Origin of the sequence: Flavobacterium sp. 5 (assembly GCF_002813295.1) — a bacterium.
GTDB lineage: Bacteria > Bacteroidota > Bacteroidia > Flavobacteriales > Flavobacteriaceae > Flavobacterium.
In genome coordinates, this window is sequence record NZ_PHUE01000001.1 from 2,519,802 (window position 1) to 2,535,600 (window position 15,799).

14 protein-coding genes and 1 tRNA gene are annotated in these 15,799 nt (G+C 32.6%); 5 read left to right on the forward strand and 10 right to left on the reverse strand.

The window, feature by feature from the left end; translation table 11 throughout:
• Positions 1-3 precede the first annotated feature (3 nt).
• Positions 4-936, reverse strand: coding sequence for a 1-phosphofructokinase family hexose kinase (locus tag CLU82_RS10305; RefSeq protein WP_100843017.1), 933 nt, complete (start codon positions 934-936; stop codon positions 4-6).
• On the opposite strand from CLU82_RS10305, the gene CLU82_RS20720 reads away from it, so the two are divergent.
• Both CLU82_RS20720 and thiL read left to right on the forward strand, forming a co-directional pair.
• A complete protein-coding gene (locus CLU82_RS20720) occupies positions 927-1,082 on the forward strand; it encodes a hypothetical protein (RefSeq protein ID WP_157813343.1) in 156 nt (51 codons plus the stop codon). The two genes, CLU82_RS10305 and CLU82_RS20720, sit on opposite strands and share 10 nt — an antisense overlap.
• 2 nt (positions 1,083-1,084) lie before the next feature.
• Positions 1,085-2,131, forward strand: a complete 1,047-nt coding sequence (thiL, locus tag CLU82_RS10310; protein WP_100843018.1) for a thiamine-phosphate kinase — start codon at positions 1,085-1,087, stop codon at positions 2,129-2,131.
• A gap of 76 nt (positions 2,132-2,207) precedes the next feature.
• On the opposite strand, the gene CLU82_RS10315 is transcribed toward thiL, so the two are convergent.
• From CLU82_RS10315 to CLU82_RS10335, 5 genes are all read right to left on the reverse strand, one after another.
• Positions 2,208-2,903 (reverse strand): response regulator, encoded by a 696-nt coding sequence (locus CLU82_RS10315; RefSeq protein ID WP_100843019.1) that lies wholly within the window; start codon positions 2,901-2,903, stop codon positions 2,208-2,210.
• Complete coding sequence (locus CLU82_RS10320; RefSeq protein ID WP_232735238.1) at positions 2,903-4,693, reverse strand: ATP-binding protein; 1,791 nt, start codon at positions 4,691-4,693, stop codon at positions 2,903-2,905. The genes CLU82_RS10315 and CLU82_RS10320 overlap by 1 nt, the downstream gene beginning before the upstream one ends.
• A gap of 352 nt (positions 4,694-5,045) precedes the next feature.
• The gene (locus CLU82_RS10325) at positions 5,046-5,294 is read right to left on the reverse strand and encodes a hypothetical protein (protein WP_100843021.1); all 249 of its coding nucleotides are present in this window, start codon (positions 5,292-5,294) and stop codon (positions 5,046-5,048) included.
• A 174-nt stretch (positions 5,295-5,468) separates the two neighbouring features.
• On the reverse strand, positions 5,469-6,278 hold the full coding sequence (locus CLU82_RS10330) for a LytTR family DNA-binding domain-containing protein (protein WP_100843022.1): 810 nt from the start codon (positions 6,276-6,278) through the stop codon (positions 5,469-5,471).
• A gap of 307 nt (positions 6,279-6,585) precedes the next feature.
• Positions 6,586-8,124, reverse strand: coding sequence for a glycine--tRNA ligase (locus CLU82_RS10335; protein WP_100843023.1), 1,539 nt, complete (start codon positions 8,122-8,124; stop codon positions 6,586-6,588).
• A 96-nt stretch (positions 8,125-8,220) separates the two neighbouring features.
• On the opposite strand from CLU82_RS10335, the gene CLU82_RS10340 reads away from it, so the two are divergent.
• Positions 8,221-8,904: a ComF family protein gene (locus CLU82_RS10340; protein WP_100843024.1), complete on the forward strand. Its 684-nt coding sequence runs from the start codon at positions 8,221-8,223 to the stop codon at positions 8,902-8,904.
• A 115-nt stretch (positions 8,905-9,019) separates the two neighbouring features.
• Here the strand turns inward: CLU82_RS10340 and CLU82_RS10345 are convergent, their stop codons facing one another.
• From CLU82_RS10345 to CLU82_RS10355, 4 genes are read right to left on the reverse strand one after another with little or no spacing between them, the layout of a single operon-like run.
• Positions 9,020-11,281, reverse strand: coding sequence for a hypothetical protein (locus CLU82_RS10345; RefSeq protein ID WP_100843025.1), 2,262 nt, complete (start codon positions 11,279-11,281; stop codon positions 9,020-9,022).
• A complete protein-coding gene (locus CLU82_RS10350; RefSeq protein WP_100843026.1) occupies positions 11,241-12,245 on the reverse strand; it encodes a hypothetical protein in 1,005 nt (334 codons plus the stop codon). The genes CLU82_RS10345 and CLU82_RS10350 overlap by 41 nt, the downstream gene beginning before the upstream one ends.
• Before the next feature lie 19 nt (positions 12,246-12,264).
• Positions 12,265-12,435: a hypothetical protein gene (locus tag CLU82_RS20860; RefSeq protein WP_198520213.1), complete on the reverse strand. Its 171-nt coding sequence runs from the start codon at positions 12,433-12,435 to the stop codon at positions 12,265-12,267.
• A gap of 2 nt (positions 12,436-12,437) precedes the next feature.
• Entirely contained in the window at positions 12,438-13,196 is a 759-nt protein-coding gene (locus CLU82_RS10355; protein WP_100843027.1) for an enoyl-CoA hydratase/isomerase family protein, read from the reverse strand.
• Between the two features lie 127 nt (positions 13,197-13,323).
• Between CLU82_RS10355 and CLU82_RS10360 the strand changes: the two genes are divergently transcribed.
• Positions 13,324-13,397, forward strand: a tRNA-Ala gene (locus CLU82_RS10360).
• A 196-nt stretch (positions 13,398-13,593) separates the two neighbouring features.
• A complete protein-coding gene (locus CLU82_RS10365) occupies positions 13,594-15,690 on the forward strand; it encodes a prolyl oligopeptidase family protein (RefSeq protein ID WP_232735298.1) in 2,097 nt (698 codons plus the stop codon).
• The last annotated feature ends 109 nt before the right edge of the window (positions 15,691-15,799 follow it).

Below are 15,799 nucleotides of genomic sequence, written 5' to 3' on the forward strand. Positions count from 1 at the left end.
AAGTTATTTATCCTTTAACCAATCAAATAATCGCTGTGCATCTGAACCTTTAAATAATTGGGTTCCTTCGTTCATTGTTGCGGCAGAACCGCAGGCAACTCCCCAACGAATTACTTCTTTCAAGCTTTTATTTTGCGAAAGTGCCCAAACCATTCCTCCAACCATACTGTCACCAGCACCAACGGTACTCTTTTTGGCTACATTGGGAGCAGGAACAAATTCATAAGTATCTTTAGTTACCAAAACTGCACCTTGTGGTCCAAGAGAAACTACCACAATTTCGGCTCCACCTTTGGCAATGATTTGTTTAGCAGCATCGTTTACTTCTTCCATTTCTAATCGCTCAACACCTACTAATTTAGCTAGTTCTCCAACGTTGGGTTTAATTAAATAAGCACCTGTTTCGAGTACTTTTGCTAAGGCTTCTCCCGAAGTATCGACAATTAATTTTGCTCCAGTTTGTTTGGCAATTTTAGCTATTTTTTGATAAAAATCAGAGGATAAACCTTCGTTCAGGCTTCCACTCGCAACCAAAAAATTTGACTTTGAATTGGCAACTGCATCCAGTACAGCTTGTTCTTCTTCATTGGTGATTTCTCCTCCGGTAAAGCCAAAACGATATTGTGAATTGGTATTCTCATCAACGGCTACAAAACTTTCTCTTGTCCAAGTTTGAATAGGAATAGCTTGAAATGGAATAGATTCTTTAGAAACTAATTCTTCTAGCATTTTACCCATAGGACCTCCAGATGTGAAAATTGCTAAAGAGGCACCGCCCAAACGAGAAATAGCTTTAGAAACATTGATTCCGCCTCCTCCAGCATCAAATCTTGGTTGTGCACAACGGATTTTTTGTTCAGCAACCAAACCTTTAAAATGAGTGCTTTTGTCTAAGGCAGGATTTACTGTTAAAGTAATTATATCGTATGAATTCATTTTTTGATGTTTTGAATACTAAAGATGCAAAAAAAATCATGAAAAGCCATCCAAAAGAACGCGAATATTTCTTTGTATATTTGCAACCACAAAATTTTGTAAAATCAATAATACTGAATGAAGTAATTGCTTCGTTCCTCTCATAATCATGATTGAAGATAAAAACCCACAACGCACTAGCATAGCACAATTAGGAGAATTTGGTTTGATAGACCATTTAACTAATAAATTTGAAATAACTCAGCCTTCTACACTAAAAGGAATTGGTGACGACGCTGCAGTGCTGGATTTCAAAGAAAAGAAAGTAGTTGTTTCTACTGATTTGTTGATTGAAGGCGTGCATTTTGATTTAGCTTACGTGCCATTAAAACATTTAGGATACAAAGCCGTAGTTGTAAATGTATCGGATATTTGCGCAATGAATGCAAGAGCAACGCAAATTACAGTTTCTATTGCAGTTTCTAATCGTTTTCCATTGGAAGCATTAGAGGAATTGTATGAAGGAATTGCCCATGCAGCACAAGAATATAAAATAGATGTAATTGGTGGAGATACAACTTCTTCTCAAAAAGGATTAATTATTAGCATTACTGCTCTTGGTGAAGCGGATGAAAACGAAATTGTTTATAGAAATGGAGCCAAACAAACTGATTTATTGGTGGTTACTGGTGATATTGGTGCCGCTTACATGGGATTACAAGTATTGGAGAGAGAGAAACAAGTTTTTCAAGTCAATCCAAATTCACAGCCCGATTTAGATGCCTATACGTATTTAATTGAACGACAATTAAAACCTGAAGCCCGTAAAGACGTGCGTACGTTATTACACGCTTTAGAAATAAAACCTACATCGATGATTGATATCTCGGATGGATTGTCTTCAGAGATTATGCATTTGTGTAAACAATCAGGCGTGGGTTGTAATTTATATGAAGATAAGTTGCCAATAGATCCTCAATTTATTTCAACTTGCGAAGAGTTTAATATTGATAGTACAACTGTAGCAATCAACGGAGGTGAGGATTATGAATTACTTTTTACCATTGCTATGGAAGATTTTGATAAAATAAAAGGAAATCCGAACTTCTCTATAATTGGTCACATGACTCAAGAAAGCGAAGGGGTACATTTAGTTACTCGTGCGAATACTAGGATACCTTTAAAAGCTAGAGGTTGGGACGCTATAAGTGAATAAAGCACTTTAAATCACAAATGATATTTAAAAAAAAACGATACTATTTAAGTATCGTTTTTTTATTTATTAAAGGTATTTAAAAAATAATTCCTCTGTTTTTAGCTTCCCTAATTAAATCAACGTCGCTTCCTTCCTCTATTTTAAATAATTCTTTGAGATTATCTTTTCGACGTTCAATAGCATGTAAGGAAATAGGAATGTACTGTGGAATATCTTTGGTTTTAGTTCCTTTAGAAATATGAAATAAAATTAATTTATCAAATTGATCAATTCCGTCAATATCATTATTGTTTTGATTGGCCATTTTAATAACAGAATGACTATAATAAATCTCATCTTTCAATATGATATCAAAACCAAAAAGCAACTCATCAAAGGTTAAATCATTTTTGATTACCAATCCAGCTGGATTTATGGTGTCGATTATATTTTTTATTTTGAGTAATTCGGTGTACATGGTGAGCAAAATTATTTTGCAATTGGGCATGTATTCCATAATTAATTTGGCTAAATCTTCGCCAGAATGTATCCCTTTTTCTTCATAGACAGGCATACTTATATCTAAGAAAGCAACATCAAAAGGAGGTATTTCTGGATTTATAACAATATCATAACCAGTTTTACAGTCTTTACCTTGAGTAAATGAATATTCATAAAGATCAGGTTTATAACGGGTGATAGCGTTTTTATATCCGTCAATTATAAAAGGATGGTCATCTACAATTAAAATGTTCTTTTTAATTAACTTTTCTACATTTGAATCAACTGTCATTATGCTGTAGGTTTTTGTGTTTTCTTGATTGGAATTACTAACGTTATAGAGGTACCTTCTTCTTTTTTTGTTTTTATTTCTAGGGTTCCTTCACATTCTATAGTTCTCGTTTTTATATTTTGGAGACCTATTCCTTTTTTGGCTCGATTAATGTTAAATCCTACGCCATCATCACTAATTTTTAATACTAAACTGTCATTTTGTTTTTTGAATTCTACTTTTATCTTTGTTGCATTAGCATATTTGTTGCAATTTTGAAGCGATTCTTGAAGAATACGATATATATTAATTTTATCAGTATTATCAATAGAATCCCACTTTATAGCAGGATCTATATGGGCTAAAAACTTTGTAGGATATGTTTTTTTCTGTTCTTCAAATAAATTAGTTACTATTGCTACGAAGTTATTAATTAATTCTGATTTTTCTCTATTAAGGTTGTGAGATATTTCACGAATATCTTGCTCTATGTTTTTTAGTTCGGTTAAATAGTTTAATCGCATTTCGATTCCAGAGTCGTCCTTAATTTTGTTTAAACCATCTAGATTGATTCGAACTCCAAATAATCTACCTAGAACTCCATCATGTAGTTCTCTTGCAACTCTCTTTTTTTCTTTAATGCTATTTATTTCTATAGTGTTTTGTTGATTGATTAATAAATTATAAATTTCAGCATTGGCTTGTTGTTGTTGTTGTTTGAATAATAATTCTCTCTGCTTAACTTTTTGATTATTAATTATGTACAACAGTATAGCCAAGATAATAAAAGATCCAAATATTAGCAAAAGTTTTTTATTCTGACCTTCTAAATTGGTATTTTCTACTTTGATTTCATCCGTTTCATATTCTATCCGCGAGAATTTTTCACCCATTTTACGTTCTGCTTTTTGTAAGCGGTCATTAATAAGAATGTATTCTTTCGAATATGTTGCGGCATTTTTAGGATCTACAGTTCCCATTTGCTTGAGAGATTCTAGTATGCTTCTCAGTCGATTGGTACTGCGGGATAGAATAAGTGCTTCTTTTGCGTATTGTGTTGCTTTTAAAATATCATTTTGAGCTGCATAGTATTCGGATAAATGTGTTTTGTTAATAATAATCCCCGATGTAAGGTGTAAACTATCTCTAATTTTAAGGGCTTTGTAAAACAAGGCTGGCAGTTCATTTTTCTCATTAAGTTTAAATTTGGCATAAGCCAAATTATCAAGTAACATGGCATATAGAATTGGTTTTTCTATAAATAGGTTTTCTTGTTTTAGTGCCTCTTCAAAATAATTTTTGGCCTGTTTGTAATTTTTTAAATTTACATATACATAACCCATATTATTTAGAGAAGTTGCTTTCGATTGAAAAATGGATGGTATTGATTTTCCATCGATACTAGTTAAGGCTTTGTTGTGAAATTCAAGTGCCTTACCATATTCCTCACGTTCATTATATAGAATGCCTAAAAGATTATAGGAATCATATAGTAAATCATTGGCTTTTATTTGTTTTAGAACTCTCAGAGCTTTAAAAACGGTAAGTTCACTGTCTGAAAAATCATTTTCATTGTATCGTAGGTTAGCTTTACTAATTCTTGTTTTAGCAATATTATAATTGTCGTTGAGTTTTATATACAATTTCTCCGCTTTATAGTAACAGTAAAATGCGCTGTCTGAAACGGATTTTGTAACATAATAATCTCCAAGATAGGTGTATGCTTTAGCAATATTGACTGTGTCATGACTATTTTTTGAACGCTCTAGAATAAGTTTAGATGTATTAAAGTATCCTTTTGTATCGTTCATATTGTAATAGCGGTTTGCTATTTTGAATAAGTTGACTTTATTAATTGAATCATCTTTTTGATTCAAAATAATTGCTAAAGCTTTTTGATTGTATTTTTTTTTGTAAACATTTGGTAAATGATCGTCATTTGCTAAAGTAAGAAAAATAGAAAGACTGTCTCTGGATGGGATGTTGTTCTTATTACCTATTTTATTTTTGGTACAACCAATCAAAATAGTAAAAAAAATAAATAGTATGTAGTAATTTTTTTTCAATAGTAGTTTCTGAATTATATCAAAAATACTAAAACTTTTCATATAAAAAAAGCTGTCAATTTTTTGACAGCCTCTTTCTATATTTTTGATTTGTTTTTTAGTCTACTTTTTTATTATTTCCTGTTGACTGTCCGCCAGTACCATCAATATTGGTTATTTGAGTTCTAAGAGTGTTATTGTTGTAATCTACTTTTTTGTTATTTCCTGTTGATTGTCCACCGGTTCCATCGATAGATGTTATTATTGTATTATCAGCAATTAAAGAAGTTGAATTTTTTGGAGAGGCAAATGAAGTTGATGCCAATACTAATGTAAATAATCCGATAGTTAAGATAGCTTTTTTCATGATTTCTGGGCTTTATGTTGTTGTTTTTTTTTACGTTTTTGATTCCGTTTGTGTTGGAATTCTTTTGTAAAACTAAACAGTAAGCCACAATAAACAATTTAAAAAGAGGCGTTTATGGTCAATGATGCTCGTTTGATAGTGAATGGATGTCAAATTTGAGCAAATGACTATTTCTTAAGTTTCGATATAATTTTCATTGGCAAATTCATTAATTATAAAATCAATATTCGTTTTGTAAGACTTTGAAAAAGGGAGTTTTATAGTAGTTTTCTTAATGTAGCATAACGAGTTTCCAGTGTGAATTCTAGAAATATAATTACGATTTACAATGTAGCTATTGTGTATTCTTATAAAAGGATTAGACAATACAGATTCAAAATGTTTTAGAGTTTTGAATGCGGTTATCATTTCCCCATTTTTTAAATGGATATCTGTTGAATTATTATCTGCTTGGAAATAGCAAATTTCGTCAGAATCAATGTATCTGTGATCGCCATAGGATTTGACGCATAGTATGAATGATTTTTTACTATTTCTTGATTCAATTTTTTCCAGATTTTGTTTTTCTGTGGAATTAGGATTTTGAACAAGCACTATTTCGTCTTCTGCATTTGTTTTATTCAATTTATGAATCAATTTTACAAAATCAATAACTAGTAATGGTTTTAATAAATAATCAATTACTTCATATTTAATACAGTCGAAGGCAAAATCCTTTTTCTTAGTTGTAATAACAATTTTTGGTAAATCTTTCAAATACATTAATAACCCATTGATTAATTGCAGGGATAAATTACTGTTCTTGTCATTAGGATCAATTTCCAAAAAAATGAGCCTTGGCATATGTTCTAAAATTAGATTTACACCATCTGCATAATTATCAGCAGAACCAAGAAAGTTCAATTCTGAAAATTCATCGGCCATTGCCTTTGTTTTCAAAACACTTTCAGGATCATCATCAATAATAATGTAGGTGTAATTCATTTTTTTGGGACTTAATTTCAATACGGTATCCTATATCTTTTTTATAAATATATGGGTTTTCTACTTAATATATTTGTGTTAAAATAATAATTAGTATTGGGGGAATAAATAATTATTGCAAATAATAAAATAAAAAACACTCAAAGTTATGTTTTTTTATTATAAATAAATCAAAAAGGGTAAAGAATTTTGACGGTATTTAATTGTAAACTAAAGATATACGGAAATTGTAAAGTGTTTTTTTTGGTTTCAAGGCAAAAAAAATGCTTCTCAGATGAGAAGCATTTTTAGATAATTATTGAGAAAATTACATTTTCATTAACCAATTTTTCATTGAAACTTCATCTTCTATAATTGATTTCAAATCGGCAATTGCTACGCGGTCTTGTTTCATCGTATCTCTGTGACGAATCGTTACTGTTTGGTCTTCGATTGTTTGATGATCTACAGTTATACAGAATGGCGTTCCTAAAGCATCTTGTCTTCTGTAACGTCTTCCTACTGCATCTTTTTCATCATAAGCTACATTGAAATCCCATTTTAAATCTTCGATTATTTTTTTAGAAATTTCTGGTAAACCATCTTTTTTAACTAATGGTAAAACCGCTGCTTTTGTTGGAGCTAAAACTGATGGTAATTTTAAAACTGTTCTTGTAGAACCATCTTCTAATGTTTCTTCTTTTAACGAAGTTGCGAAAACAGCTAAGAACATTCTGTCTAAACCAACTGAAGTTTCTACTACATAAGGAACATAGTTTTCATTTAATTCAGGATCAAAATATTGTAATTTTCTTCCAGAGAATTGTTCGTGTGCTTTTAAATCAAAATCTGTACGAGAGTGTATTCCTTCTAATTCTTTGAATCCAAAAGGGAAATTAAACTCAATATCAGCGGCAGCATTTGCATAATGCGCTAATTTTTCGTGATCGTGAAAACGGTAATTTTCTTTTCCTAAACCAAGAGATAAATGCCAGTTTAAACGAGTTGTTTTCCAGTGTTCATACCATTGCATTTCTTCGCCTGGACGTACAAAAAATTGCATCTCCATTTGTTCAAATTCACGCATACGGAAGATGAATTGTCTAGCAACAATTTCGTTTCTAAACGCTTTTCCAGTTTGAGCAATTCCAAAAGGAACTTTCATTCTTCCTGATTTTTGCACATTCAAGAAATTCACAAAAATACCCTGAGCTGTTTCTGGGCGTAAATACAAATCCATTGCAGAATCTGCTGAAGCACCAAGTTTTGTTCCGAACATTAAGTTAAATTGCTTTACATCTGTCCAGTTTCTAGAACCAGTTTCAGGATCAGCGATTTCAAGTTCTTCAATTAATGCTTTTACATCTTGAAGATCTTCGCTCATTCCTTTAGCAAGTCTTTCCAGAATTTCTCTTTCTTTCGCCAAATATTCAACTACACGTGGATTTGTTGTAACAAATTCTTCTTCGTTGAAAGCATCACCAAAACGAGCTTTTGCTTTTTCAATTTCTTTTTTAGCCTTCACATTAAGCTTTTCCGCATAATCTTCAACCAAAACGTCAGCTCTATATCTTTTTTTCGAATCTTTGTTATCTATCAATGGATCATTGAAGGCGTCTACGTGACCTGATGCTTTCCAAGTTGTTGGGTGCATCAAAATTGCCGCATCTAGTCCTACGATGTTCTCGTTCATTTGAACCATCGATTTCCACCAATATTCGCGTATGTTCTTTTTTAATTCTACTCCGTTTTGTGCATAATCATAAACAGCACTCAATCCATCGTATACTTCGCTAGACGGAAAAATAAATCCGTACTCTTTTGCGTGCGAAACCACATTCTTAAATAAATCTTCTTGTTTTGCCATAGTGGTGCAAAAATATAAAAAGTGAAATTAAAAAAAGAAAAAAAATGAAGTTTGAAGTTGTGGATTTCTTATTTTTATGGATAAATCAATTTTTTTATGCTTAATTCCTTGATTAATTTGTTTTTCCCAAAGGTTTGTGCTGGTTGTAAATCATTTATAGGTTCCAATGAATATGTGGTTTGTACCGTTTGCAGACATGAGTTACCTTTGACTAATCATCATTTGAATCCCGAAAATGAAGCTTTTAAAAGGTTTTATGGTAGGATTCCAGTAGAATATGTTTCGGCATTTTTGTATTTTAATAAAAAAGGAATGGTTCAGGAAATGATTCATAACCTAAAATACAAAGGACATGAAGAAATAGGAACTTTTTTGGGAGAGTGGTGTGCTGCCGATTTAGAAAATTGTAGTATTATGAAAAATGTAGATGCTATTATTCCGGTTCCCTTGCATAAAAAGCGATTGAAAGAGCGTGGATACAATCAGGTGACGAATTTTGGTTTGGCATTGTCCAAGAGTTTTGAAATTCCTCTGAATGATACAATTTTAATGCGAAAAGTATATTCTAAAACTCAATCAAAGAAAAATCTTTTGGGACGAATGGATGGTATTCAAACTGTTTTTGATGTAGTTTATGATGAGAATGATAAAGGGAAACACTATTTACTTATTGACGATGTAATTACTACAGGAGCTACTCTCGAAGCTTGTTCGAAAGCTTTGCTGAAAATTCCAGATGTAAAAATTAGTATTATTTGTATGGCGATGGCACATTCCTGATTTTTTAGTTTAGTCTAAAGTTCTTGTGTGTCGCATGAGGGATAGCAGCAAGTTACCTTGTAACGAATATTAACCCTTTTATTGAAATACAGGCATGCCCTAGTGGACTTTAGAATTATTTTTGAACATAGGTTCTGAAATACCCACACTCCTTTATGATTTCTTTATAATATTTGGTTTTTGGATAATTAGCTTTAATGTTTTTGAATCCCTGCCAAGCGATAAAGTTGCTTTTATCGTCCTGAATGTCCCAAGTGGATAAATTAAGCGAATAGTATTTTTTATTATAATAATCGTTGCGCTCGCATTTGGCAATCATGTATTGTGTTTTGGCTTTTTGCTCATCGTTTTTGGCGGCTGTAAACGCTTTTTGATAATAGGCTTTCGACAAAGAACAATTGGTAATCATGTCTCGAATGGGATCTCTAAAAAAATCGGGTGTAGAACCAGATCCAGCAATATTTCCTTCGTAAAATAATCGGCCATTACCAAAGTGTGAGATGTTGTAAAAAGCATTTCCAAGTAAGACACTGTTGTTGTACACGTCAGTTTGTTTGGTGACATTGTCCTGTAATTTTTGAATAATGGTTAGAAAATCAAGTATAGTGTATTTCTTTTTTTGAACGGCTTGATGTTCACAATCGTGACAATCTTTAATGTTTCCTAGAAATGGATTTCCATAGAATGCAGTGTTTTCCTGACCTTCTGCTTGCTTCATAAAGGCTATAGCTTCGGGAATTTTATTTTGAAAAGCGGCTTTCGTTCCTTGAAAATAGTTTATATCAGCTAGTTTTACAGAATAAATTGATGCGCCAATTTTTTCGATTTCGGTTTTGTTTGTTTTGGATAAAAAGGCTTTCATATCGAGAAGTTGTTTTTCGTTATCATAAAAGTTAGATTCATGATTGAAAATCTCGGTCATTACCGTATTTTTTTGTGAACGGTATAATGCAGCCAAATAGTTTTGACTCCAAGCTGTAGCATTTTCATATCGAAAATTATCAATTGGATTTTTAGGCAGTTCCAAATACAACCATGATAAATCGTCCAAAATAGTTTTTTCGTTTTCGGGGTTAAGTTGGTCTATTTTGCTGAGGTTGTTTACAAACTTCAATAGGCGTACTTGACTTATGGCCAAAGGAGTTTTTGGCATTTTGTTTTCGGCTTCATTAAAATCCTTTTCGGCTTGTTTGAAATTTCCGTTCAAGGTTTCTAAATAACCAGCGGCTACATTCCATAAATAGGGTTGCGATGTTTTGTTGGATTGTGCGATTTTGGTAACCAAATTGATAGTCGATTTACGAATGCTGTCTTTGGCTCTTTTTTTGTTTTCAAGAACAGTTTTGTCTTTAAAGGAACGGTCTATTTTGTTCTCTTGATTATTGATTAATCGGGTTAATAAATAATCGATATGTTGATTTTTTGGTTGTATTTTATAGATTTCGGTAATAGCTTTTTCTTCATCATTATAATAACCTTGAATGGCCCAAAGAGCAGTTTTTTCATCATCGGTTTTAGCCATAGCTAAGGATTGTTTCCAATCTTTTTCTTGTTGAGGGTGAAAACAATAGGCAGAAACAACACGCATTGTTGGACATTTGTCAAATACTTTACTGTATAAAAAGTTAGATTTTGCATAATGCTTTTGTTGGTATTCAATTCCAGCTATGTAAGCCAATGCTCTGTAGTAAAGAGTGTTTTTTGGTGTTAATTTTTCGGTTTGATTAAAGAAAGTTACCGTATTTTCTTGTTGAGCACTGTAAAAATTGGCTTTGATTGTTAGAAACCAATACCTGTTTTTAAGAAAAGGATCTTTGGCATCATTATATTTTTGTTCTAGTGACTTGATCAATTTAAGGTCGGAGATAACTTCTCTTTTTACAGTCTCATCGTAATTCCAAGAATCGAATCGCTGGGTAGAATAGGTTTCAATGGTTTGAGCATCATTTAAAAATAGTATAAAGTCTTTGGTTTTAGAATCATCTAATTTTATTTTTTTATTCCATTTTTCAGATGTTTTATTTGCTTTGCTTTTTTTGTAATACATGAATAGATTAGAAACATCGGCACTGCTGGAATCTGCTAAGAAAAAGGTTAAGTCTTTTTCGTTAATTTTACCTTCCAAATAGGCTGACCAGTCTTTTACATTTTCATTGTTGAATCTTGTAAGATGTTCAGTGTCGAAACCAATTCCGTAGAAGATATCATTAGATAAAAATAGAGGCGAATAGGACTTATCCACAAAAGTTTCTGGAGTAAAATTGGAATCAAATGACCAACCCCAATCGCCATCAGCGCAAGCATAAATAGTTCCGTAAACTAAAAGAGTAAGCCCACTAAAAGCAATTAATAACTTCTTTAAAAATGTCTTTTTCATAATTTTTTAAATTGAATTCGTCTAAATCGTAAAAGATAATTTCTTTCGGATTTTGAGTTGTATTTTCTTTGAGATCATTTGCCATTTCTAGCAAATCATTTTGTGATATCGTTTCTAACTTTAATTGGTCATTTTCTTTGTAAAAAACACTATTCATGAAAATAGATTTTTTACAACTAAACCAATTATTTTTTGTAGGAACAAAACTACTGTTATTTTTTAAATTATCAATATCAATTTTGTTTCTTAGTCCAATTATTTTCCCTTCTCTTGTATGAATGCCCCATGAATAAATAGGTAATGCAATGTTTATAGATAGAGGATAGTTTTTTAGGCTTGCTAAATAGCGGTTTGCAATATTGCGATCGTAAATAGAATTCAGTGAATCGGGAGCTATTGTGCCCATGTTGTAGTACATTAAAATGCCTCTGTCTACATTTGGGATCTTTGTTTTTTTAAAATATTTTATTTGATGTAGGCGTATGGTTGCTGAGAGTTTTTTATTTGAAATTTTTTTGAATGCTTCAATAAATCGCAAATAATTGTCTTTGCTTTCAAGAGTCCAATCGCAATCAATTTGAATTTCTTGAATACTGATTTTGTTTTTTAAGTTGATTTGTTGAATGAAATTATTTGTTTTTTGAGCTAAATCCGATACGTTTAATTTTGAGTCCAGCATCACTCTGTTTTTGATATATACTACTGGTATTATTTTAAAATTATAGATTTTATCTTCAAATCGGATTGGGCTTCTTGGATAGGCTTCTTTAGTGTTTGGGTTTAAATCTATATCAAAATACCGAATATAAAGTCTCTGAACTTGATTGGCAGTCAAACAGTCTTTTTCTGTTGGTGAAAGTCTAAAAATAGTTTTCCAATAGTAAAAAGAGATTATAGGCTGTTCTTGTTGTTGACAGGAAACAAAGAAACAGAGAGCAATTCCAAAAAGAAATATTTTTTTCAAAAAGTGATTATTTTATAAGTTACTCTTTTCGTTTTTTGGCACGACTATATGTCCAGTAAGCTAGCACTACTAGTATAACAAACGGAATATAGGAACCAATGAGCACACCAATTTCATAACCATTATTGGGTGCGTTTTTAATTTTTTCTTCAATGTTTACTTTTTGAAGTAATGTTATGAAAAGTGTCATTGTTATTTTATTAAAGCATTTTTTGTAAAATCCGAAAGAACTAATTTTCCAGAAATAGCAGCTCTTTCTTTTAATAATTTGTCCCAATTAGTTGTTCCTTCCCAAAATATTTTTTTCATTTCCAAAAGAGCTTCTGGGTTGTAATGGGCTAGTTTTCTTGTAAAAAGGTCTACTTCTAGATCAAGTTCTTCTTTTGTTTCCAGAACTTTTGCATATAATCCCTTTTGAAAAGCCCATGAAGCTGTTTTCCATTCATGTGCAGCCAAGGTCATTTCGGACATTGCTATTTTACCTATTTTTCTGCTTACGGCTGGTTCTATGACAAAAGGACCAATTCCAATAGCTAATTCTGATAATTTAATACTGCATTCTAGAGTTGCCAAAGCATAATCACAAGCGGCAATGATACCAACACCTCCGCCAACGGCTTTACCCTGAATACGTCCTATAATTATTTTTTTGCACGTACGCATCGCATTGATCAAATTGGCAAAACCAGTAAAAAATCGAGTTCCTTCTTCAAAGGTGCTTACAGCTAATAATTCGTCAAATGAGGCACCCGCACAAAAAGTACCCGTACCTTCACTTTTTAAAATAATTACGGAAACAGCTGCGTTGTCACTCAAATAAATAAGTTCATTAGTCAATCGATCCAGTAATACTCTTGGAAAAGAGTTGCTGGCAGGATGTCCAAACTGCACTGTAGCTATTTTGTTTTCGATTGTTGTTAAGAGTGTTCCAGTTTTATCAGATGTTAACATAAGGCGTATTTTGATGTAAAGTTAAAAAAGTAAAGGAAGCAAAATGGATTATTTTTAGATTAACAGAATAGTCTTTTTGAAATTTGCATATTCCTATAATTAAATGTTATATTTGCCCAATCGTTTTGGGGGATTAGCTCATTTGGCTAGAGCGCTTGCCTGGCAGGCAAGAGGTGGTCGGTTCGAATCCGATATTCTCCACGAAATACAAAAGGTTGTTCTAATTTTAGAGCAACCTTTTTTCTATTTCTGCCAAAAAACAATAATTATTTCAAAGTATTGACTTGTGAAATCAGTGTTCCTTTTTTAACTCTTTTACGAGCACATAACCAATAAACTTTTTCTATTTTTGTTGGAAACTCCAATGAATATCAAAATGAAAAAAACACTATTTCTTATGGCTGTATCTACTTCAATCGCTTCTTTTGGGCAATACTCAAAAGGGAATCCGATAACCTATCCTGAAACAAAAAAAGGAGAGACAGTTGATGTTTATTTCGATACTAAAGTAAGTGATCCTTATCGTTGGCTTGAAGACGATAAATCTGCTGAAACTGCTGCTTGGGTCAAAGAAGAAAACAAAGTTACGTATGATTATTTATCAAAAATCCCTTTTAGAAATGCTTTAAAAACAAGACTCGAAAAGCTTTGGAACTATGAAAAAATAAGTGCTCCGTCCAAAGAAGGGAAATTTATTTATTATTACAAAAACAACGGATTACAAAATCAATCAGTTTTGTATCGAAAAGACGCTAATGGGAAAGAAGAAATTTTCCTAGATCCTAACACTTTTTCAAAATTAGGAACAACATCATTAGGAGGCGTAGATTTCTCTAAAGATGGTTCGAAAGTAGCATATGCAATATCTGAAGGAGGAAGTGATTGGCGAAAAGTAATTTTGATGGATGTCAATAATTTCAAGATTATAGAAGATACTTTGGTAGATATTAAGTTTAGTGGTGTGTCTTGGAAAGAAAACGAAGGATTCTATTACTCCAGTTATGACAAACCCAAAGGAAGCGAACTATCGGCAAAAACCGACCAACATAAATTGTATTACCATAAGTTAGGAACAGCTCAAAAAGAAGATCAGGTTATTTTTGGGGCAGACATAAAACGACGCTATGTAGGTGGAGGTGTTACCGAGGACAATCATTATCTCGTAATTTCGGCATCAAATTCTACTTACGGAAATGAATTGTATATTCAGGATTTAACCAAGCCAAATAGTCCTATTGTGACGATTGTAGATAATTTTAATAGTGATAATCATATCGTTGAAAACGTAGGAGGAAAGTTGTTTATAGTTACCGATTTAAACGCTCCAAATAAGCGCGTCGTAAGTGTAGATGTAAACAATCCGAAGCCAGAAAACTGGAAAGACGTTATTGCCGAAACCGAAAATGTTTTGACAATAGCAACAGGCGGTGGTTGTTTCTTTGCTAATTATATGAAAGATGCTGTGTCTGTTGTTAAGCAATATGATTTGGCGGGCAAATTAGTACTTGATATTAAGTTGCCAGGATTAGGAACTGCGTCTGGTTTTGGAGGTAAATTAGATGAAAAGATATTGTATTATTCATTTACCAATTACATAACGCCAGGGACTATTTATTCTTTTGAGGCGCAAACAGGTAAATCAACGGTGTACGATAAACCAAAAGTAGATTTTGAAAGTGAGAACTACGTTTCTTCGCAAATATTTTATACTTCAAAAGATGGTACTAAAATCCCAATGATTATCACTCATAAAAAAGGAGTAAAACTCAACGGGAAAAACCCGACAATTCTATATGGATATGGCGGATTTAATATCAGTCTAACACCAAGTTTTAGCATTGCCAATGCTGTTTGGATGGAAAATGGTGGTATTTACGCCGTGGCCAACTTACGAGGAGGAGGAGAATACGGTAAAAAATGGCACGATGCAGGAACCAAAATGCAAAAGCAAAATGTTTTTGATGATTTCATCGCTGCAGCCGAATATTTAATTGCCAAAAAATATACTTCATCCAGTTTTCTTGCTATTCGTGGAGGGTCTAATGGGGGATTGCTGGTAGGAGCTACCATGACACAACGTCCCGATTTAATGAAAGTTGCCTTGCCGGCGGTAGGAGTGATGGATATGTTGCGTTATCACACCTTTACTGCGGGTGCGGGTTGGGCTTTCGATTATGGCACTTCGGCAGACAGTAAGGAAATGTTCGAATATATTAAAGGATATTCTCCGGTAGCTAATGTGAAAGCAGGGGTTAAATACCCGGCAACGATGGTTACTACAGGTGATCATGACGATAGAGTAGTTCCGGCACACAGCTTTAAGTTTGCTGCCGAGTTACAGGAAAAACAAACAGGAGATAATCCAGTTTTAATTAGAATCGACATCAATGCAGGTCATGGAGCAGGAAAATCCGTGACAGCAACCATACAAGAAGCCTGCGATATACAAGCGTTTACGCTCTTTAACATGGGATTTACCGAATTGCCAAAATAATAAAAACTGAAAAATTGATCAACAAATAATAAGGAGCAATTTCCTGCTGTACGTTACAAGCTTTTTTATAAAATTGTTTTTTCCAAGGACAAAAAGGAGCTTCCGTTGG